Raw genomic sequence first — 16,942 nt, forward strand, 5'->3', positions numbered from 1 at the left:
TCTTGATCAATAGGCGGGAATCATCGGGCGAGGGGAACGGCCTCGGGTCAAGACGAACATCACTCCACCTGCGATGGCGACGGCCCACCCTGCTTGCTCTACTGGCACCTTGGATCGTTGATTTTCCTGGCCACAGTCGCAGTCGGAGGGTTTCATTTCAACAATCTTGTTCTTGTTGCCGGCAATCGCTGCATAATCCTCAAGTTGTTCCCTATTATGTGGGTCAGGCGGAAACTTCATCTCCACCACCTGTTTGATATTGTCCTGGGTTGGCGGCCTGTTGGGATTCTGAACGATGATCACGTCGGGCCTGCGAATCATTCCTTTCCCTGGCTTGAACGGCGGATGCTCCGGATCTTCATCCCAATACTTGCTGATCCATCCCGGTATCCAGCCATGTGGACTGTTACCGGTCTGGCTATCGAGAATCGGCTGCGGTGGGTTCTTGGTCATGTCGTAGCTGACCTCGGGCTTGTAGGGGCTGCGTCCCTGGAGAACTTCGTCCAACTCTCCCAGCCGCTGTGCCACGCACGCCTGCTTGAGGCTTTTGCCATCCTGGCTTAGGTTGGGCGTGCTGCTGCAATGGCAGACCGCCGAGCACAGCACCTTCTTGTCCTGCGGATCGAGCCTGGATTCCAGGGTGCCGACGGGGTTGGTCCTGCCTTCGGGGCTCATGCCTCCCCGGGACAGGCTGGGCTGGTCGCTCATGCGTCGCCCCTCTGCACCAGGTCGATGTAGAGGGTCTCCGCGGTGGGGCGCTCGATCCAGGAGGTCATGCCGTCGGCATCCGTGGTGTCGAACGCATTCCAGCCGCCACTCGACCAGACCCTGACCCGGCGTCCGGCGGCGGGCTTGCCCGTTTCGTGGTCGATGAGCTGGAAGCGCCCGGAACAGGGCACGCTGTTGCGGTTAAGGGGAAGGGCGGGAGCGCGCGGGGCGGGCGTGAAGACGTCGCCGATGAGTACCGTCCCCGAGCCGCCGATCACCACGTTGCCGTGCGCCCCGATACTACCCAGCGTCACCGCCGGTAGGCCGTTGATGAGTACCGTCGACGAAACGGCTGAGATCATCGGGCTTCCGCAGGCTGAGGTGTCGCCTTGCCGTGCTGCCGGCAGGCCGTCGAAAACGACGTCGGGAGAGCCCTGGACGATGGGGTTGCTGCCATGCCCTGGCACTGGGCAGGTCGTTGGATCGGTGACGCGGGCGGCGGGTTTTCCACTCATGTGCGGGTCCTTGCATCAGTGAGATGTGCTGGCCGTTCTGGCGGCCAATTCGGGATTGAACGAGTCGGCACCTATCGCCAGCGGAAGAAACGCAGAAGGGGACTTCTCCTTGTCCCACCTCCCGGCATTGGTTTCTTCTCCGGCCCGCCGAGGACCGTAGCGAGGTGCGCCGGTCAGTCTTGAGGGTGCGACGCGGAAGCGCCGGCTACCTGCAGCGCTGCAACTTCCAGCCGGGCGTCGCGGCGGGTCTGCTCCGTATGGCCCTGGATGATGCCGGGAATCAGGAAGGCATCGACGATCCACCAGATGCCGGTAATGATCAGGGGGAACAGGGTGAAACAACCGATCAGCGTGATGATCAGTTGGGTAACCGCCGTGCCGGTTTTCCCCAGGTAGAAGCGGTGTGCGCCGAAACCGCCCAGGAAGAACCACAGAAGATAGGCGGTGCCGGTGGATTTCTGGGCGTTGGAAACTTTCTGCTCCACGAGCATTTCAGACTGTAGTGACATGAGTTTTCCCACTGATCCATGCGGAAGACATGGTGGGAATTGAAACGTTGCCAACGGTGTTTTTTCAAGCGTCCAGTCTGAGGATGTTTTTGATTTGTAGTTTTATTGCGGGGCTCTGGAAGAGTCGGCCAGGAGTCGGAACTCCTGGACTTCGTAGAAGTGCTTAAAACAAACTGGCGAGTGGCTGGAGTTTATGGGCGAAAGGCGTCCGGCCGGGCGCCTTTCGCTTTTGTCCGTTAACTTCATAGTGGCGTGGTTTCGAACTTTATCTTTTGATAGTTCTCGAAAATAAACCTGTCTTCCGGCGACAGGGCCGTTTCGTCGAAGGGCAGGATCGCGCCGTCATGCATGACCTTGTAGTCGCGAGAGGTGATTTTCGTCTCCGCCGTGGTGAATGTACTCATGAAGCGCTTATGGGCATCCCCCTGGAACTCCTTCCTGTGCTGGAGGAAGTAGGCGAAGTCCATGTGCCCAACCATGAAGACGATGCTCCAGTCCTTCCTGGCGGCTATGTCCCATTTCCACATGGCGGAGAGTTTCCGCCTAATGGCCTGGTCGGACTCCCTCAGGGCCTTCTTGAGACAGTCGAAGGCGTAGGTACTGTCTATGTCGAATTCGCAGATGGTCAGGTAGTTCACGAACTTTTCGCCGAAGACACAACTGGAGCCGAGGGTGAAAATCTCGTATCCCGGGCAATACCTGCGAAAGAAATCAAGTTCCGTCAGGAACCAGTCTTCCAGTGCGGGTCGGCTGCTCTTTCCGTAGACGTTCTTGACGATGTCTGGCGTATATTCGAATCCTTCGCTGGTGCAGGTCAGAACGTTCTTCTCATCTTTGGCGATGACTATCCTGTTTTTTGCTACTTTCGGTTCCTTTTTCATTTTTCTTGTCCTTCGAGCGTCTGTGGAGGCCGGTTTATCGTGTTTTGGAATCTCTGTTTTAGGTTTCGCTTTCCAGGGATATAAGACGCCTGCTTACCCTGGTAGTGAGTGTCTAGCTCAAATTCTTTTTCTGTGCTTGACGAAAAGTATGCGTCGGTTTCTCGGAGGCTCGTTTTCTTGGACGGGGAGTTTCGAACCTGAATCCATGAATGTTTTCCTGCCAGCGTTCCAGAGCCTTGTTGGCGGCGGAGTCGAACGGTCTCATTAACAGATTCGGGAAATATCATTCCGCGCGTCCGCAGCCAAAAGAGTGGGCTGGCGAAGCTCGCCGGGTGTCGGTCACGGTAGGGGAGGGAGCAGCAAGGCGAGCCGGCAACAGGAAAGGCCCGGCGCTGGAGGAGCAGGCAAGGGACTGGGCAAAGAAAAAGCCCCTGAAATTCACTAGGAAAATCAGGGGCTTATCGTTTGCGTTTGGTGGGGGCGGGGGGATTTGAACCCGCCTTTCGCCGCGTCCGTTAATGGCAATTGGTGGTCGACATTAGTAATTCCGGGGCGCTATCCGTTGCATTACTGAACAATGATGGCGAGTATTGGCGAGTGATTTCGACACTTTTTCGACAATTTTAGCGCCTCCCCTGTCATCGACATCGCTACCCAAATCACCTACACAATGGGGCATCTCCACGTTTTCTTCGCCACAGCCATATAGACATTTGCGCGCTCGTCAATATCGGCTGACGTGAAGTCACCAATTGCTTTTAGCTGCACTTCGGGATTCGCAGCCAAAAAAGCCGTTAGCTTTGGGTTGTTTTGATAAAATCCATCGCAGAACGACTTTGCGAGGGTGTTTTCTGTGCTGTAGACGGCAAGTTTATTAGAGTAGCGTTCATCTTGAAGTGATCTGTTTCTCGCACGAGGGAGCAGGGTAAGTGCTCCAAGTAAATTGCGCCTGTCATCGTATTCTTTGGCATCTGCGAAGCCGTGGTTTGCCGGTAGACTGGTAACGTCGTAGGTTTTCTTAAGCAAATGCTCTATGTCGAAAGTTTTTGCGCCACGATCCCGCTGCCAATATACAGAGAACTCTGTTTTGTTGGCAGTATCGAAGTCATTTTCGATGTAGCAGGAGATTCTTGCTAGATAGTAGAGAATGTCGCTCCTATCTGCCTTGGTATATTTCACGCCAGCAAGGCCGTTCAGAGCCGCATAGTACCTTGGCCACTCCTGTTTAACGTATGCATCTAGCTCTACCTTCGACTTTCCTCTTATATCCTTAGTTATCTGGAAAGAGATCTCTTTTAAATTGTCGTAGTTATTTTGCTTGCCTTCGATGGATCTGGATGTGAGGATAAGATCCAGAAGTTTCGAGGCTTGAGAGATTTTGTGCTTCCAGTCGGCTTCAAGGTCATCAACGCCTGTACATGCCAAAAGAATCATCGACTGAAGGCTAAATCTTCTCGCGGAGTTATAGTAGATCTCTTCGTAGCCAGAAGTTAGGCTGTCTTCTGCAGTCTTAATGAATCTGTAAATATCTGCAAATTTGCTTATAGTCTTCTCAATGAATTTTTTATAGTCATCGCCATTTTGAAGCTGAAGCTTGGCTGAGTTGTCTTGAAACCAGCGATGATATGCATCGCCTATTAAATCAAAGTCGCCGGCCTGATCCCCTTTATTCTTTCCGCGCATTGTGTCCGCCCACTGCGCTCTGAATAAAGTACGAATAAATATAGAGTCACCTTCTGCGTCATCCGCTCGAAGCTTGCTTACCTTATCAATCCAGATAGCGTTGCAGGCACGCGCGTCATCGTTTAGGTCAATTTTCGATAGGATCTGGCCTTTGAGCAGATCGATAGGTCCAAGACGAAGCCCTCTGTCATTCATGCTCACAAATACTTTGTGTGCTTCTGACTCACTTCCGACAGAAATGTCTATTAGGCTAACCTTGCCAAGCAAGTAGTCTACAAAGTACGGGAGGGCTTGAATTACTTCTGTATCTATGAGTGACTCAAGGCTTCGGAGCGCTTGGAGAATTTTCTTATCGCTCTCGTCAAGATCTTGTACATCTTCTGCGTCCTTCAGAGCAGCAGCGCCTAGCTTCTTTGTATTCAGGTATTTGTCAAATATGTCTTTTCTGACAGGGCTGAATTCAATAGTGTAGTCTTTTACTCCGTAGTTTAAGTTCCAGAGTAAATCGCTAAGGTTGGCTGCATCAGAAATTTTATTATCTTCTATGTATCTATACAGGTACGCCATAAGAATAAATATCGAAGTAAGGCGCTGCTGTCCATCAATCAAAGGGATTTTGCCATCCTGATCTGGCGCGGTAATAATCGAACCCAAAAAATAGGAGCTATATTGAGAAACTGCAGCTCGACCATCTTTCTGGTCATAGTTATCCAGGAATGCCTCTTGGATATCGCTGGTAAACTCTTCTAGATGCCTTGGTTCCCATTTGTACTCCCTCTGAAAGTACGGGAGGGAGTAGTGGCTCTGAAAGCATTGTTTAACATTTTTGTGCTGCGGAACTACAGTTGCCAATTTTCAAGTCCCTCTGGTTTGGCCAGTTTCTTGGAAGCCGATTTTTTTACGAAGAAGATAATGGCGGAGTCGCTTAGAATTTAATCCAAAGAGCAGTTACGTCATCCCATTTAATCTTATATCCTGCGGACTCTAACTCTTGGATAACACCAGTCATTAGCTCCTCAAGCTCTGAGTCTGGAATTCCGCCATCCAGGTTTAAATCACTAAGAGATGCAATTGCCTCGCTGTGGCCTAGCCTTACCGCTCTATAGATTGATTCTACCGCTCGCTTTCGAATCTCATCAGGAATGGCACTTCTTGCCATCATCGCTAACTCACGAGCACGTTCGGCTGTAATCAGCCTATCGGTGGCGTTTTCGGCTATGAAGCTCGACTCGAGCCGAGCGACTAACTCGGCATTCAACGAACGTCCGGATGCCTTTGCTGCTTGCTCGGCTTGAGCTCTCAGCTCTGGGGTCATCCGTAATTTGAATTGGGGGTCTTCTCTGCTCATCCGGTGATGATGGATCACGGTGGTCTTGACGACAATGGAACCACCGTGGTCCCATTGCTCCATGGGATCACGGTGATCCCTTTTGGTGAGGGGAGTCGCAATGGATCTTCAAGAGCTGCAGTCACGGATCGGGAATACAGCGCCGCCTGTGATGCCCTGGAGAGAGTTCGCCGACTGGATTCGCATGGGTGACCGCCATGACGTTGTCTGGGGTTGGATTCGCAATGGCTACATCCCTCACGAGAAGGTCGGCAAGCACGTGCTGGTCAACGTCGCGTTGTTCACCAGCCAGCTTATGGAAAAGGAGATGCCCCTATGAGCGAACACCAATCGAGCCCCGACATTTGCACCATCCCGGCCTTCGCCGAGATGTGCGGCGTGAGTGTTGAAGAAGCTGGGGAATGGGTGCGTAACGGCACCATCCCTAGCACCACTATGGGGGAAATGCGCGTGGTGAACATGGTCCGCCTCCGCGTTGAACTACTCAGTGGAAAAGAGAATTTCGAAGCGGGGGATTACAGCAATGACTAGCAACCGTGTTTCCCTGGATACCGAAAGCGCCCTGACCTATCTGGGGCAAACCGTCCTCTTCGAATTGGTATGGGAACAAGACCCCGAGCCGCTCTGGTGTCTCCTTCATGTTGTCGGCGTCGTCCTGGCACTCGAAGGCGTTCACAGTGATCCCTACTTCCTCGTCGTCGCGGCCAACGGCGAGGGGCGCTATCCGAACGAATTGTTCTGGTCCGACATTCGCACGATTCGGGTGATGCGGCACCGCGACCGGCATGGTTCCGGCAACGTACTGGACCGCATCGCCCACCCTAAAGATCCGCGCTCAAGGGCCGCGCTCCCGGCTCGTCGGAACAGCTTCACCGTTCCGGCGAACGGAAGCACGGGCGCAGCGAACCCTTGAACGCATGCCCGTCACCAGCCTTGGCCGGTGAGCGTGGGGCAGCTTCTCCGCCCCGCGCTCCCGAGCCCTCGGCGGCAAGAGCGGGATGACAAGGGCAGAGCCCTTGGTGTTGGGCGATACCGGTCGTGCATATCCGAGCGGAGTGAATGGACTTAACTGGATAGTGTTGGACTACGTTTCCGGCCCCATTCGCCTTCGGCATAGCCCCGTTCCAGCACCTGATTTTGTGGTGAGATAACCACAGCGGCGCGCCCCAGAGCCCCGTTCCAAAGCCTCTTAATTCCACCATTTCCGAACGCTGAATCACCGGCGCGAGCGCCTGTATTCCAGCGACGGGCACGCTCATGCCCAGGAAATGCAAACGAGGAAAACGCGATGAGCCTAGAGGGACTGATCAACGTCGTTGCTCTCGTGCTGACGGCCTACCTCCTGTGCGGCGGCGCTCCGCTCAAGCAACCCACCATCCCCTCCTGTTGGGTCAGTCCGGTGCAACTGGAGTGTTGGACGTTCGCCGCGACGCCGGCCGGGAGCGCAAGGCATGAGCGGTAGGCCGAAGGCGCGGCGACGTCCCTGTAACACGTCTAACAACACACGCAGTGAAATGGACATTAATGGATAACGTTGGAGAATTCAGATGGCAAAGTTCAGTGATCAGCGTCGACTGCTAGTTCAACCAGACGGTCAAATCATCGAGTCACCGCGTGGCCGCCTTTTCATCGACGCCTACACAGCGAAAATGACCGACCTTTCCGGGGTGCGCGTTTTGCGCTGCGGCGTGGATACCGTCCGCCAGTTGTACAACGGGCTGATTCGCCCTGAAGTCATCGCGCTATTCGACTCCCAGGAACCTATCGTTGAGTTCGCCGGCTACGAGTGGTCCAAGGGGCGCATTGGGCGCGACTCCGGGTATCAGTTCCGACTGCAGAACGCAGACCTCGGCCTGATCCTGCTGATCAAGAATCACAATATGAAGCTGGAGAGCATCGGTTCTCACCTCAAGATTGAGGTTTCGCCGCATGCGATTGATGGCGTGGCCCCGAAGGCGCTCCAGGGACTCATGGATTCACTCGCTGCGGCGGTGATGACTCACTGCGAGCCCAACCAGTGTGCTGTCCACATCGCCCTGGACGTGCAAGGTTGGACTCCGAAAGAAAACATCGTGGATCGCATGTACTGCCGATCCAATCGGGTACGGCAGATCAGCGGCATCGACCGAATCGAGTTCAACGGCAACGCCTCGGTCTATGGACGTGGTGAAACCTACATGTTCGGCTCACCGACAGGCATCCAGCTGGCGGTCTACAACAAGTCGCTACAGGCCCGTGCCACCGACAAGCTCGACTACTGGAACGCCGTCTGGTCGACCCACAACGGCAATCCGTTTGGTGACAGCGACGCAGCCTACAACCCCAAGCAGCCGGTCTGGCGTATCGAGTTTCGCTACCACCACACCATCATAAATCAGTTCGCTCAGGGCTCCGTAAAGGCCTCTGGTGGCGTGATCGGCACCCGGACCTATGAAGGTATCTCCCAGCACCTCGATCACCTCTGGGTGTACGGCTGCGAGGCGTATCGGCTGCTCGGTCTGCGTACTCAGCATGACCCGTTCTGGACGCTCATCATGCAAGACGTGAAGGTCCAGGTGGAGGCCGATCCGCTCATTGAGCGTGTCGAGTATCGGCGTTATCGCAAGACGGCCATGGGCTTCTCCGGCAAGAACTGCGAGATGTTCCTGGGCCAGTTCATCAGCCTGATTGCACGCGAGCGTATCCCCGCAAAAAAGGCGATTGAGTCCGCCTACAGCCTCGAATTCTGGCATGTGATCGAAGACCACTACTTAGCGAAGGGTTGGACTCGGCGGGACCTCGAAAAGCACATCAAGAACCTGATCTCAGACCGCTATTTGCGAAGGGGATATGCCGTCTGATGGCAATCACGAAGCTGGAGGATGGACGCTGGCTGGCTGATATCGAACCCATCAAGGGCAAGCGCTTCCGCAGGCGATTCAAGACCAAGGGAGAGGCTCAACGCTTCGAAGCCACGGTTAGGCAGAAGTGCATCGAGAACCCTGCTTGGAGCATCAAGCCCAAGGATCGCCGCAGACTCTCGGAGCTGGTGCAGCTCTGGTACGACCTGCACGGCCATTCACTGCGTGATGCGCCTCGGCGGCTATCAAAGATGCTGCAATTGGCTGTTCGATTAGGCGACCCAGTAGCGACGGCCCTGGATGCGTCTTTGTATGCGAGCTTGCGGCGTAAGCGGCTGGAGGAGGGAATATCCGGGAAGACTTTGAACAACGAACTGGGCTACCTCCGCGCGGTGTTCAATGAACTGAAGGATTTGGGCCAGATCGACTATGGCAACCCGCTGGCTGGGGTGAAGCTGCTCAAGCTGCAAGAGCGCGAGCTGTCATGGCTGACTACCGAGCAGATCGGCGAGCTTCTCGATTCCATCCGCACTCGTTGCGACAACCCGCATACCGAGTTGGTGACGCTGCTTTGCCTGGCTACCGGTGCTCGATGGTCCGAGGCGGAAAAGCTCCCCGCGCATCGACTCCAGGGCAACGTCGTGACGTATGCCGGAACCAAGTCAGGGAAGGTGCGTCACGTACCGATTCCAGCAGAGCTGGCTGACCGGGTGAGAGCGCATTGGCGAATGAATGGCCCGTTCACGTCCTGCATCACATCCTTCCGCCGCGCCCTGGGGCGCACCACGATTCAACTGCCGCAAGGTCAGGCTAGCCATGCTCTACGGCATACCTTTGCCAGTCACTTCATGATGAATGGAGGCAACATTCTCACGCTTCAAAAAGTACTAGGCCATTCCACTCTGACGATGACAATGCGCTACGCGCATCTATCTCCAGATCATCTACAGGAAGCTCTGAAATTTGGTCCACTTACGGTTGCTCTGATAGATTAACCGACGGTGAAATTTTGATTTTAAGGAGACTGAATTGAATGGAGTTCCTGCACGTTTATGCCGTTACAGGTCGCTAGACGAGAGCCTGTTTCGCAGAGAGATGGACGCACTTAAGGATTCATATTTGTATGCGCCTTCGTTTCGGAAGATGAATGATCCGATGGAGGGGTTCTATCAGCTTGGAGGTAACGAGGACTACTTCCTTAAGACTTGGCTGGGTGCAGAGGATGAGTATCGTAAGCTCCACAAAATGGCCAGTGATATTTTTGACCGGCTAGCCATTATCTCGCTTTCTCAGACAACTCTCGATTATCCCCTGTGGGCGTACTACGCATCCAGTTTCTCTGGGATGTGCCTAGAATTCGATACCTCCATTCTACAAGTTGGCGGGCTGCAAGGAGAGAACCTCGTCAAGGTCGTCTACCAGTCAGAAGAGCTTCCCGCTCTGGGCCTGATGCGCTTTGCTAGCGAAAGTGGTCGGGAAGAATTAGTGAAGCGCATTTCCATTAAGCGGGAGGAATGGGCCCATGAGAAAGAGTGGAGGTTTGTCGTTGGCGAGGAGGGGAAGCGTTATTACAGAGATGATGCTATAAAGAGAGTTCTCTTAGGTCCAAAGATTGATCCTAGGTTCGAAAGTGAGATTCTTGAGCTGCTATCAAATCGGCCTGTTCAAGTTCTTAAAGGAAGTATCGAGGGTATGTCTATGCATTTTGATGTAATTCAGGATGCATGTGAACTAGAAAAATGCGAAAGGGTTGGCGAAGGAGCGTTTGAGCCGGAAAATGATTTGTATGGTGAAGAGATCAAAGAGTTTCTCAAGGTTCCTTTTGAACGGCTTGTCGAGAAGTGCAAAGAGATCTCACGGCTACCCAACATGGATTCGTTTGGGGGAGTAGGCGTCTCAAAAGAGCGACGCCTGTTTCTCTGGACGAGCTACCGGCTGCGCTCTGGCACTTCGGCATACGAAAGGGTGTATTTCGATGAGTATCTCAACCCGCTAGGCTAGCTTGAGCGACTACCTTCGACAGTTTTTCGACAGCTGTAGGGCCTAAACGAAAAAGCCCCTGAAATTCACTAGGAAAATCAGGGGCTTATCGTTTGCGTTTGGTGGAGCCGGGGGGATTTGAACCCGCATCTAACCCTGTATTGGTGCGGCTTTCAGGTTCAAGGCTGCCATAAGGCTGTCATTCATCCAGAGATTCGTATTCATGCATGGCAGGCTTCCTGTGTGCCGCGCTCAGATCCCACTGATTCCAGATGTTCCGAAGATAGGTTGAAGTATTCTCCAGATCATCTTGGATGATCATCGGTTCGCCATCAGGGTCGCCGAAGGCGTAGACATACGCCGGCCAGTAATCGCCGTTCACATTAGAGGCTATATGTGCCCATTCCTTCAGGTATGCCTCTTTGTCGTATACGGCCCAGAAGGCTTGGTCGACAAGGACGGTCAGCGAACCTTTCCTTTCCCCAATGAACTTGACCGGGCCGAGTAGCCCCCTGAAGTACCCCGCGTTAATCACATCGATAATTCGCTCGTCATGGTCCTCATCCCAAATGACAGCGAATTTTTGAATGTTGGCTGAGTGATCGGGGTGCGGAACCATATGTTCATCGCACCATTGAGCACAGCTCAATATGGAGTAATGGGTTCCCCTTCCGATGTAGCCCGCGGGTTCTGATTGGTCGTAGACGGTAGAGAAATAGGGGGAATAGCTGCGATTTTTCATAGTTGGTCCTTTAGTATTTTTCCAATACTGCGTCGCGCCTTTCGGGCGCTGCACGGTCGCTAGCCAGTTGGCAGGTTTTCTAGGTCTGGTGTCAAGCGCTTTTTGCCCCACAGGTCCTCCGCTTTCGATCCAGCGTGCTCATCAGCTGTTGGCATCCACCTGCCGTAGACCCTGGCAATCATCGTCCAGTCGCTGTGCCCCATCTGCTGCGCAACCCACATGGGGTGCTCGCCGGCGGACAGCATCATCGAGGCATAGGTGTGCCGGGTCTGGTAGGGACGACGGTAGCGCACGCCGGCCTTCTTCAGCGCGTAAACCCACAGTGTTTTCCGGATCGGTCCGTCGCCGACCCATCGCTCGCCCGTCCTTGGATTCTGGAAGACTTCCTGGTTGGCCAGGTAGGTGAATGCCTTCTGCGCTTTCAGGGCTTCCAGCGCAGGGCCGAGCAGCTTGATGCTGCGCCGGCCGGATGTGGTTTTCGTCACCTCCGCTTTCCCCTTGGCCGCCTGGGTCATGGCGCGAGTGACATGCACCTCGCCGCGGAGCCAGTCAATATCGCCCCACTCGAGGCCGACGAGTTCGCTGGTCCGCATCCCCGTCCAGAGTGCGAACTGCACCAGGTTCCGCCCTTGACCATCCAAGGCATCCAGAATCGCTCGCTGCTCTTCCGGCGAGAACGGGTCCACGTCGTCGCCCTTGACCTCTCCCTTCCTTGCGTATGTCCAGCCGGCGAGGGGATTGTTGTCGATCAGTTCCTCTTCCATCGCATCACTGAGGGCCGAGCGTAGGCAGCTCTGGATATTGCTGAGTGTCTTGTTGCTCACCTTCAAAGTATCCAGCCAATCCTTGACGGTTTTCCGCTTCAGGTCGACCACCATGACGGGGCCTAGGGCTGGCACCAGGCGAAGCTCTACAATCTTCCTGTAGCCCTCGAAGGTACTGCTGGAGACGTGCTTGCGCTTCGACTCAAGCCATCGGCCAAGGAATCCCGTAACCGTTTCGCGTGACGCCTCAGGCGCAAACTTGGCGGCGCGCGGAGATCCAGGAAATGTCACCGAGTAGTCGAAGGTGCCGGCGGCGATCGCATGTTCGACAGCCGCCTTATGCTGCTCCGCTCGCTTCAGGTTAGTGGCGGTGGGCTTGAGCGAGATGCGCTCCCGGCACCTGACGCCGCGATACATGAACGTGATTTCGATACTCGAATCAGAGACCGCCCTGACTCCCCGCCCATCTCTACCCATGCTTCATAGCCTTCTACATCAATAAGCGTCCGGCCATCCGGTGCTTTCTTCCATACGTCGCCGAGGCGCCAGATTCCGTCGCGGATCTTCGAGCGCACAGCGTCTTCGGTGTAGCCAGACTCGCTGGCGAATTTTTTAACAGTCAGGTAGCGCATTCCTGAGGTCTAGGCTTGAATGCAAGCCCCTCCCAGCGGCCGGATGGGCCGCGGATCTCGCTGCGCCGAACGTAGGCCCGGCGTTTCTTGCTATCGAACAGTGCCTGGCAGACATCCATCCGCTCATCATTATTCGTTATTGCCAGTAGTCTGGCGCGGTCACCGCTGTTGACGAAGACAAAGCCGTCCTTGACCTTCCCGAATCCACTGGTCCGGTATAAGGCCCAGCGCGCCCCTCCTTTCTTGCCCCCCTTCGACCCTTCGGTCAGGTAGAACGCGAACTCTCCCCTCATCACGCGGAACAGAGTTCTAGCCATGGCGACCCCCTCCATCTTTCCCCACTTCCGTATAGACCTCAGGCTTTCGCTCGACCGTGCGGATTGAACCGTCTCGGCAGTGCAGCGTCAGCGCGGCCCGCTTCGTCTCGATCGTGCCGTCGTTGCGGATCACTGTCTGGGGCACGCCATAGAGTGGCCCGCCGGGAGCGAACGGATCGGGTAGAGCCTCAGGGTTCTCCTCTGCGAATCGCAGCATCTCGGCTATGATGCAGTTGAACAGTGGGCCGTCCTTCAGGTCCGCCTCTCGCCTTCCGCTGAAAGCATTCGAGCTGTCCTCAAGGCCTTCGACGAAGGCGATGTGATTGAGCATCTGCCCAGGCTTGGCGCCTTGGATGGCGGCGCGGTGGACCGGATTGACGCCGAGGGCATCGCAGATGCGATCGACTCCAATCTCTCCCTCGATCCACCTCTCGGCCTGCAGGAGCCAGGCGCCAAGGGCGGCTTGGGCTTTCTCGTGGTAGCTGCTGGATGTTTTCCGAAACTCCTTCGCCTGTTCCAACTGGGCCCTGGTGAATGGAAGGCCCTTCCTTGCCTCCTTGATCTTTCGATCAGCGCAGGTCCTGTCGGCCTCCCAGCCGAACTGGTACTGCCTGGCCATGCGACGCGCGACCAGGAGGCGGGTGAGTGCGGAGAGGTCTGGCTTGTCCCAGATGTTGAGCAGACGCTTCAGGTTCTCGTAGGTCATCAGCATGATGGCGGCTCCTTGTCCACGCCCATCCTATGGAGTAAACGTTCCTTGCAGAGCTGTTCTTGAAGGCGTTGGATCTCGCAGGTGTAACTCTTCGCAGTCAGCAGCGAGCCGAGCGCGTATCCGACGTAGAGGCCGCCCGCGCACCAGACGATGCAGAGGAGTAGTGTTCCGATCATGGCTGGCGCCCCTTGTCCGTGTCGCAGATCCGCAGGTCGACCCCGCAGGCCTGGACCAGTTCGGTCAACTCGCCGAGCTTGGTGTTGGGGTTCTGCATCGCCTGGCCCAGGCGGACCAACTGCTGGCCGAGGGTGGCGAGCGGGGTAGGGCGATACCCTGGTGGTGGCGGAATATCGGAGCCTCTCATCACTGGCATACCTCCCAGATGAACAGGGTCTTGAATGGCTGGAGCGCGATGCCAGCGGAAACAGCAGCCAGGCCAAACAGCGCGACGAGTGCGATAGCGGTCAGTGCTTTTCTCATGCTTCACATCCAGGCGCTGGCGCGTTTTCCATGCAGTCCGGGCACGGCTCACCGTCATCTTCCAGGTCGTCGCTCTTGATGAGGACCAGGCGTCCGCCGCAGTGGTGACAGAACAGCGCGCCGTTCTCTGCTGGTCCATCCTCAACGAAGCCCCAGGTCTGGCCGCAACCTGTTTCCCAGATGCCGCTGCTTTCGGTCCATTTGCACGACGGGGATGCCGAACTGGTCGGTTCGGCGGCGAGCATGGCGCGCAGTTCTCGGAGCAGAGCTTTCCCGGTAGCGCCGCGCTGCGCGAGGAATTCAGACAGGCGCCCGATGAACTCTTCCGGCACGCTGTGCTGAGCCTGGGCTTCGAATTCAGCGACCCTGGCCAAGGCAGCGTCTCGCTCTTTCTCGCAGCGCCCCCAGCCGTTCGTTGCGCTACCGAGCTTGAAGATCAGCTCGGTGTTGCGCTCTCGCTGAGATTGAAGCTCCGCTCGTAGTGCTTCGACTTGCGCCAGGGCGGCCTTCAGTTGATCCTCCAAGCGCTTGGCATAGCCGCGAATGCCTTGCACGGTCCAGCCACCATCGATGGCGTCTTGCGGCAGCCCTTCGCAGATACGCTCGAACTGGCGCAGGCGCCTCAGCTCATTGGCCGCTACCTCGACGGCTTCAATCACTGGCACGCCGACGTAGCCGTCCTCGATATCTACTCGATCAAGCCAGCGTTCCAGGGTTTGAAGGCCTTCGGCCAACTCGCGCCGCTCCTCATTCGCCTGGTCCTCGTGCAGGGCGGCACCGGTCTGCTCGACCTGGGCCAGGTGTTCCTCCAGCGGAGGTAAGTCCTGGGCAGCATCCTGGGGCTGGTTGGCGGTGCCGGTGATGAGGTCGAAGGCAGAAGGCTTCAGCCCCTGTGCTGGCGCTTCGTTGAATGCCTGAGCGAGCGGAGCAAGTCCGAGCGGGTCGCGCTCGCGGGCCAATCCCGGCGCGGGGTGGGGTCGCCCGCCGGCATTACCCGGTCCGGAAACAGGTTCGCGGCCAGGGTTGCCCGGCTCTGAACTCGCTTCAGCGCCACCCAAGGCCGCCAAGGCGATCTGTCGCATGTTCGCCGCCGGCAGGTCGTCCTGCTCTGGACAGGGGAACTCGGCGATGGTGCGGAGCGCCAGGAGGGCGCGCTCGAGCGGAATCTCTCCTGCACCCTCGGTGCCGGCCAGGTGCTTCGCTACCGTTTCCCGGATGACGCGTAGCGCGTTCATGGCCTGGAGCGAGCTACCGTCCTGGCCGAGCTTGGCGGTCAGGTCGATCTGTTTAAACAGGGCATGGGTCATAGGTCACCCCCTTGCTCGGCGCTGCGCACCGCCTGGTAGGCGAGGGCGTAGCAAGCCATTTGCACCAGCAGGCTCGAAGCCGCGAGTGCGGGGTGATCTGTGAGGGCCAGGGCCGCCACGTGCAGAGCGCCGGTAGGGATGGAGAGCCAAGGGCGGGCGAGCAGGTTCGCGGCTCCTTGCCCCTTGATGCCGCCGGCGAATATCAGCAGCCAGCAGAGAACGTTCGTGGCCGCCGCCACATAGAAGGCGAACTGGTGAAGCGACCCCTGACCGAAGTACAGGCACGCGCTGAGCAGCAGGCTGATCGCGGTGCCGATGAGTGCTTGCTTCATGGTCAGTGCCCTCCGGTGGCAGCGGTCAGAGCATCGAGGAGCGCTTGCTTCCGGCGCTGACCGTGCAGGTACTCGCGTAGGACGATGATGACCACGCTGTTCATGCTGCGTTCGTCTCGCTTGGCCTCGGCTTCCACCTCGGCCCTCAGTCCGTCCGGCAGTCGGACAACGAACTTGTCCATATCCCGGCTGGCGCTGGCCGGCAGTTCGGTTACAACGGTTGCTCGTTTCATAGTTTCTCCAGGGCGAGCAAGGGCCCGCCGGCATTTGTGGCTTTGCCAAAATCGGTTGGGTGTCGGTCAGCCCCGACTGCTCACCACTGCCCAGGTGACGGGCTTTGCGCTAGGCTGAGCGCTCTCACACAACACAGCCAGCAAAGGAGGGCGGAGCCGTGGCGGTTTCCGTAATTGCAAAATTCATCGCAGATGAGTGGTTCAAGATCATGGCGATCCTGTGTTTCCTGCTGCTGGCGGCCTCGCTCACTCTCGACCTCAAGGTCGACAACGGCATCGTCGGGCTTTTTGCCCTGTCGGGGATGATCTGGGGGATCGGCGAAATGGCCTGCCGCCCCTTCGTGTCCGGGATGGCGCCACACCCATACCAATTTGGCTCGGTCGTCATCAGTGGCAGGCCGCGCCGGATGAACAAGACCGGCTTTGTGCTATTCGTGCTGTCCATCATCGTGGCGATCCTTGGCTGCCTGAGGGCCTGGCCGTTCGTGCTGCCCATGATTGAAATAGTTCTTCACCCGAACACCCTGTAGCGGGGTCACGCCACCCAGGCCACGCCATCGCGGCGAGCAGTCAGGCGAGTTTCGATCTTCCTTTCGCCGCCACGGCGCGCCCGCATGGCAGGGGCTTCATGGAGGAGGGGTTGTGCTGCCGCCAGGATGGCGAGGATGCCAACGCACAGGGGGCTGATGATCTGGCGCTTGTATGCCTCCAGCACGAGGCCGCGGACGGTCTTGGCGCCGAGCTTGAACCTCGCATCATCCAACCGCTTGGACACGGTTCCAGGCGCGATGCCCATCAGCTTGGCGATCTCCTTTGCGGTCAGGTCGCTCGCCGCATGCAGGGTGGCCTCCAGTTCGCGCGGAGCGAGACCCATGCCGAGAGTGCCTTTCCATTTGCCTGCCGTGATGGTTGCTGTGTCCATGGCCGCCTCTCTGTGTACAAGTAAATCTTGTAATAAA

22 protein-coding genes are annotated in these 16,942 nt (G+C 56.7%); 7 read left to right on the forward strand and 15 right to left on the reverse strand.

The genetic code is table 11. The features are described from left to right. Positions 1-6 precede the first annotated feature (6 nt). From HMPREF3014_RS21295 to HMPREF3014_RS33785, 6 genes are all read right to left on the reverse strand, one after another. Positions 7-708 (reverse strand): VRR-NUC domain-containing protein, encoded by a 702-nt coding sequence (locus HMPREF3014_RS21295; protein ID WP_003111822.1) that lies wholly within the window; start codon positions 706-708, stop codon positions 7-9. Beyond that, on the reverse strand, positions 705-1,223 hold the full coding sequence (locus tag HMPREF3014_RS21300) for a PAAR domain-containing protein (protein WP_023087757.1): 519 nt from the start codon (positions 1,221-1,223) through the stop codon (positions 705-707). The genes HMPREF3014_RS21295 and HMPREF3014_RS21300 overlap by 4 nt, the downstream gene beginning before the upstream one ends. 173 nt (positions 1,224-1,396) lie before the next feature. Beyond that, on the reverse strand, positions 1,397-1,732 hold the full coding sequence (locus tag HMPREF3014_RS21305; protein WP_003140884.1) for a TM2 domain-containing protein: 336 nt from the start codon (positions 1,730-1,732) through the stop codon (positions 1,397-1,399). A gap of 242 nt (positions 1,733-1,974) precedes the next feature. After that, entirely contained in the window at positions 1,975-2,613 is a 639-nt protein-coding gene (locus HMPREF3014_RS21310) for a hypothetical protein (protein WP_023087756.1), read from the reverse strand. A 663-nt stretch (positions 2,614-3,276) separates the two neighbouring features. Continuing rightward, positions 3,277-5,148 carry a DUF262 domain-containing protein gene (locus tag HMPREF3014_RS21315; protein ID WP_023087755.1) on the reverse strand — a complete coding sequence of 624 codons (1,872 nt, stop codon included), beginning with the start codon at positions 5,146-5,148 and terminating at the stop codon, positions 3,277-3,279. 73 nt (positions 5,149-5,221) lie between these two features. Then, a complete protein-coding gene (locus HMPREF3014_RS33785) occupies positions 5,222-5,707 on the reverse strand; it encodes an Arc family DNA-binding protein (protein WP_079263281.1) in 486 nt (161 codons plus the stop codon). Positions 5,708-5,744: 37 nt separating this feature from the next. Between HMPREF3014_RS33785 and HMPREF3014_RS21320 the strand changes: the two genes are divergently transcribed. From HMPREF3014_RS21320 to HMPREF3014_RS21350, 6 genes are all read left to right on the forward strand, one after another. Beyond that, positions 5,745-5,963, forward strand: a complete 219-nt coding sequence (locus tag HMPREF3014_RS21320) for a hypothetical protein (protein WP_003109441.1) — start codon at positions 5,745-5,747, stop codon at positions 5,961-5,963. Further along, positions 5,960-6,175, forward strand: coding sequence for a hypothetical protein (locus HMPREF3014_RS21325; RefSeq protein WP_023087754.1), 216 nt, complete (start codon positions 5,960-5,962; stop codon positions 6,173-6,175). Before HMPREF3014_RS21320 ends, HMPREF3014_RS21325 begins: the two co-directional genes overlap by 4 nt. After that, positions 6,168-6,557, forward strand: coding sequence for a hypothetical protein (locus HMPREF3014_RS21330; RefSeq protein WP_070734485.1), 390 nt, complete (start codon positions 6,168-6,170; stop codon positions 6,555-6,557). Before HMPREF3014_RS21325 ends, HMPREF3014_RS21330 begins: the two co-directional genes overlap by 8 nt. Before the next feature lie 634 nt (positions 6,558-7,191). After that, entirely contained in the window at positions 7,192-8,484 is a 1,293-nt protein-coding gene (locus tag HMPREF3014_RS21340; protein WP_023087751.1) for a hypothetical protein, read from the forward strand. Further along, a complete protein-coding gene (locus HMPREF3014_RS21345; protein WP_023087750.1) occupies positions 8,484-9,479 on the forward strand; it encodes a phage integrase in 996 nt (331 codons plus the stop codon). The genes HMPREF3014_RS21340 and HMPREF3014_RS21345 overlap by 1 nt, the downstream gene beginning before the upstream one ends. A 160-nt stretch (positions 9,480-9,639) precedes the next feature. After that, positions 9,640-10,485 (forward strand): DUF2971 domain-containing protein, encoded by an 846-nt coding sequence (locus HMPREF3014_RS21350; protein WP_049233430.1) that lies wholly within the window; start codon positions 9,640-9,642, stop codon positions 10,483-10,485. Between the two features lie 178 nt (positions 10,486-10,663). Here HMPREF3014_RS21350 and HMPREF3014_RS21355 read toward each other — a convergent pair whose 3' ends face one another. The 8 genes from HMPREF3014_RS21355 to HMPREF3014_RS21400 form a co-directional block, all read right to left on the reverse strand. Continuing rightward, positions 10,664-11,206, reverse strand: coding sequence for a hypothetical protein (locus tag HMPREF3014_RS21355; RefSeq protein WP_070734483.1), 543 nt, complete (start codon positions 11,204-11,206; stop codon positions 10,664-10,666). 59 nt (positions 11,207-11,265) lie between these two features. Further along, positions 11,266-12,387 (reverse strand): tyrosine-type recombinase/integrase, encoded by a 1,122-nt coding sequence (locus HMPREF3014_RS21360; protein WP_031634636.1) that lies wholly within the window; start codon positions 12,385-12,387, stop codon positions 11,266-11,268. A 202-nt stretch (positions 12,388-12,589) separates the two neighbouring features. Continuing rightward, the gene (locus HMPREF3014_RS21365; protein WP_132445111.1) at positions 12,590-12,919 is read right to left on the reverse strand and encodes a hypothetical protein; all 330 of its coding nucleotides are present in this window, start codon (positions 12,917-12,919) and stop codon (positions 12,590-12,592) included. Then, positions 12,912-13,631, reverse strand: a complete 720-nt coding sequence (locus HMPREF3014_RS21370; protein WP_049885769.1) for a hypothetical protein — start codon at positions 13,629-13,631, stop codon at positions 12,912-12,914. The genes HMPREF3014_RS21365 and HMPREF3014_RS21370 overlap by 8 nt, the downstream gene beginning before the upstream one ends. Positions 13,632-13,803: 172 nt before the next feature. After that, positions 13,804-13,995, reverse strand: coding sequence for a hypothetical protein (locus HMPREF3014_RS21380; RefSeq protein ID WP_003129607.1), 192 nt, complete (start codon positions 13,993-13,995; stop codon positions 13,804-13,806). Between the two features lie 112 nt (positions 13,996-14,107). Next, complete coding sequence (locus tag HMPREF3014_RS33790; RefSeq protein ID WP_079382038.1) at positions 14,108-15,418, reverse strand: hypothetical protein; 1,311 nt, start codon at positions 15,416-15,418, stop codon at positions 14,108-14,110. Beyond that, on the reverse strand, positions 15,415-15,750 hold the full coding sequence (locus HMPREF3014_RS21395; protein ID WP_034017227.1) for a hypothetical protein: 336 nt from the start codon (positions 15,748-15,750) through the stop codon (positions 15,415-15,417). Before HMPREF3014_RS21395 ends, HMPREF3014_RS33790 begins: the two co-directional genes overlap by 4 nt. A 2-nt stretch (positions 15,751-15,752) precedes the next feature. Then, entirely contained in the window at positions 15,753-15,983 is a 231-nt protein-coding gene (locus HMPREF3014_RS21400) for an Arc family DNA-binding protein (RefSeq protein WP_034017225.1), read from the reverse strand. 158 nt (positions 15,984-16,141) lie between these two features. Here HMPREF3014_RS21400 and HMPREF3014_RS21405 point away from each other — a divergent pair, with 158 nt between their 5' ends. Further along, a complete protein-coding gene (locus HMPREF3014_RS21405) occupies positions 16,142-16,513 on the forward strand; it encodes a hypothetical protein (protein ID WP_034017223.1) in 372 nt (123 codons plus the stop codon). Between the two features lie 5 nt (positions 16,514-16,518). Here the strand turns inward: HMPREF3014_RS21405 and HMPREF3014_RS21410 are convergent, their stop codons facing one another. Further along, on the reverse strand, positions 16,519-16,905 hold the full coding sequence (locus tag HMPREF3014_RS21410) for a helix-turn-helix domain-containing protein (protein WP_034017221.1): 387 nt from the start codon (positions 16,903-16,905) through the stop codon (positions 16,519-16,521). Positions 16,906-16,942 lie beyond the last annotated feature (37 nt).

Origin of the sequence: Pseudomonas sp. HMSC065H01, from assembly GCF_001815235.1 — a bacterium.
Taxonomy (GTDB): domain Bacteria; phylum Pseudomonadota; class Gammaproteobacteria; order Pseudomonadales; family Pseudomonadaceae; genus Pseudomonas; species Pseudomonas aeruginosa.

Coding starts and splice junctions, on each gene's coding strand:
- HMPREF3014_RS21300 (WP_023087757.1), bottom strand. CDS start 1,223: ATGAGTGGAAAACCCGCCGCCCGCGTCACCGATCCAACGACCTGCCCA.
- HMPREF3014_RS21355 (WP_070734483.1), bottom strand. CDS start 11,206: ATGAAAAATCGCAGCTATTCCCCCTATTTCTCTACCGTCTACGACCAA.
- HMPREF3014_RS21345 (WP_023087750.1), top strand. CDS start 8,484: ATGGCAATCACGAAGCTGGAGGATGGACGCTGGCTGGCTGATATCGAA.
- HMPREF3014_RS21410 (WP_034017221.1), bottom strand. CDS start 16,905: ATGGACACAGCAACCATCACGGCAGGCAAATGGAAAGGCACTCTCGGC.
- HMPREF3014_RS21340 (WP_023087751.1), top strand. CDS start 7,192: ATGGCAAAGTTCAGTGATCAGCGTCGACTGCTAGTTCAACCAGACGGT.
- HMPREF3014_RS21400 (WP_034017225.1), bottom strand. CDS start 15,983: ATGAAACGAGCAACCGTTGTAACCGAACTGCCGGCCAGCGCCAGCCGG.
- HMPREF3014_RS21295 (WP_003111822.1), bottom strand. CDS start 708: ATGAGCGACCAGCCCAGCCTGTCCCGGGGAGGCATGAGCCCCGAAGGC.
- HMPREF3014_RS21365 (WP_132445111.1), bottom strand. CDS start 12,919: ATGGCTAGAACTCTGTTCCGCGTGATGAGGGGAGAGTTCGCGTTCTAC.
- HMPREF3014_RS21325 (WP_023087754.1), top strand. CDS start 5,960: ATGAGCGAACACCAATCGAGCCCCGACATTTGCACCATCCCGGCCTTC.
- HMPREF3014_RS21310 (WP_023087756.1), bottom strand. CDS start 2,613: ATGAAAAAGGAACCGAAAGTAGCAAAAAACAGGATAGTCATCGCCAAA.
- HMPREF3014_RS21360 (WP_031634636.1), bottom strand. CDS start 12,387: ATGTATCGCGGCGTCAGGTGCCGGGAGCGCATCTCGCTCAAGCCCACC.
- HMPREF3014_RS33785 (WP_079263281.1), bottom strand. CDS start 5,707: ATGGAGCAATGGGACCACGGTGGTTCCATTGTCGTCAAGACCACCGTG.
- HMPREF3014_RS21350 (WP_049233430.1), top strand. CDS start 9,640: ATGGAGGGGTTCTATCAGCTTGGAGGTAACGAGGACTACTTCCTTAAG.
- HMPREF3014_RS33790 (WP_079382038.1), bottom strand. CDS start 15,418: ATGACCCATGCCCTGTTTAAACAGATCGACCTGACCGCCAAGCTCGGC.
- HMPREF3014_RS21380 (WP_003129607.1), bottom strand. CDS start 13,995: ATGAGAGGCTCCGATATTCCGCCACCACCAGGGTATCGCCCTACCCCG.
- HMPREF3014_RS21330 (WP_070734485.1), top strand. CDS start 6,168: ATGACTAGCAACCGTGTTTCCCTGGATACCGAAAGCGCCCTGACCTAT.
- HMPREF3014_RS21305 (WP_003140884.1), bottom strand. CDS start 1,732: ATGTCACTACAGTCTGAAATGCTCGTGGAGCAGAAAGTTTCCAACGCC.
- HMPREF3014_RS21395 (WP_034017227.1), bottom strand. CDS start 15,750: ATGAAGCAAGCACTCATCGGCACCGCGATCAGCCTGCTGCTCAGCGCG.
- HMPREF3014_RS21320 (WP_003109441.1), top strand. CDS start 5,745: ATGGATCTTCAAGAGCTGCAGTCACGGATCGGGAATACAGCGCCGCCT.
- HMPREF3014_RS21370 (WP_049885769.1), bottom strand. CDS start 13,631: ATGCTGATGACCTACGAGAACCTGAAGCGTCTGCTCAACATCTGGGAC.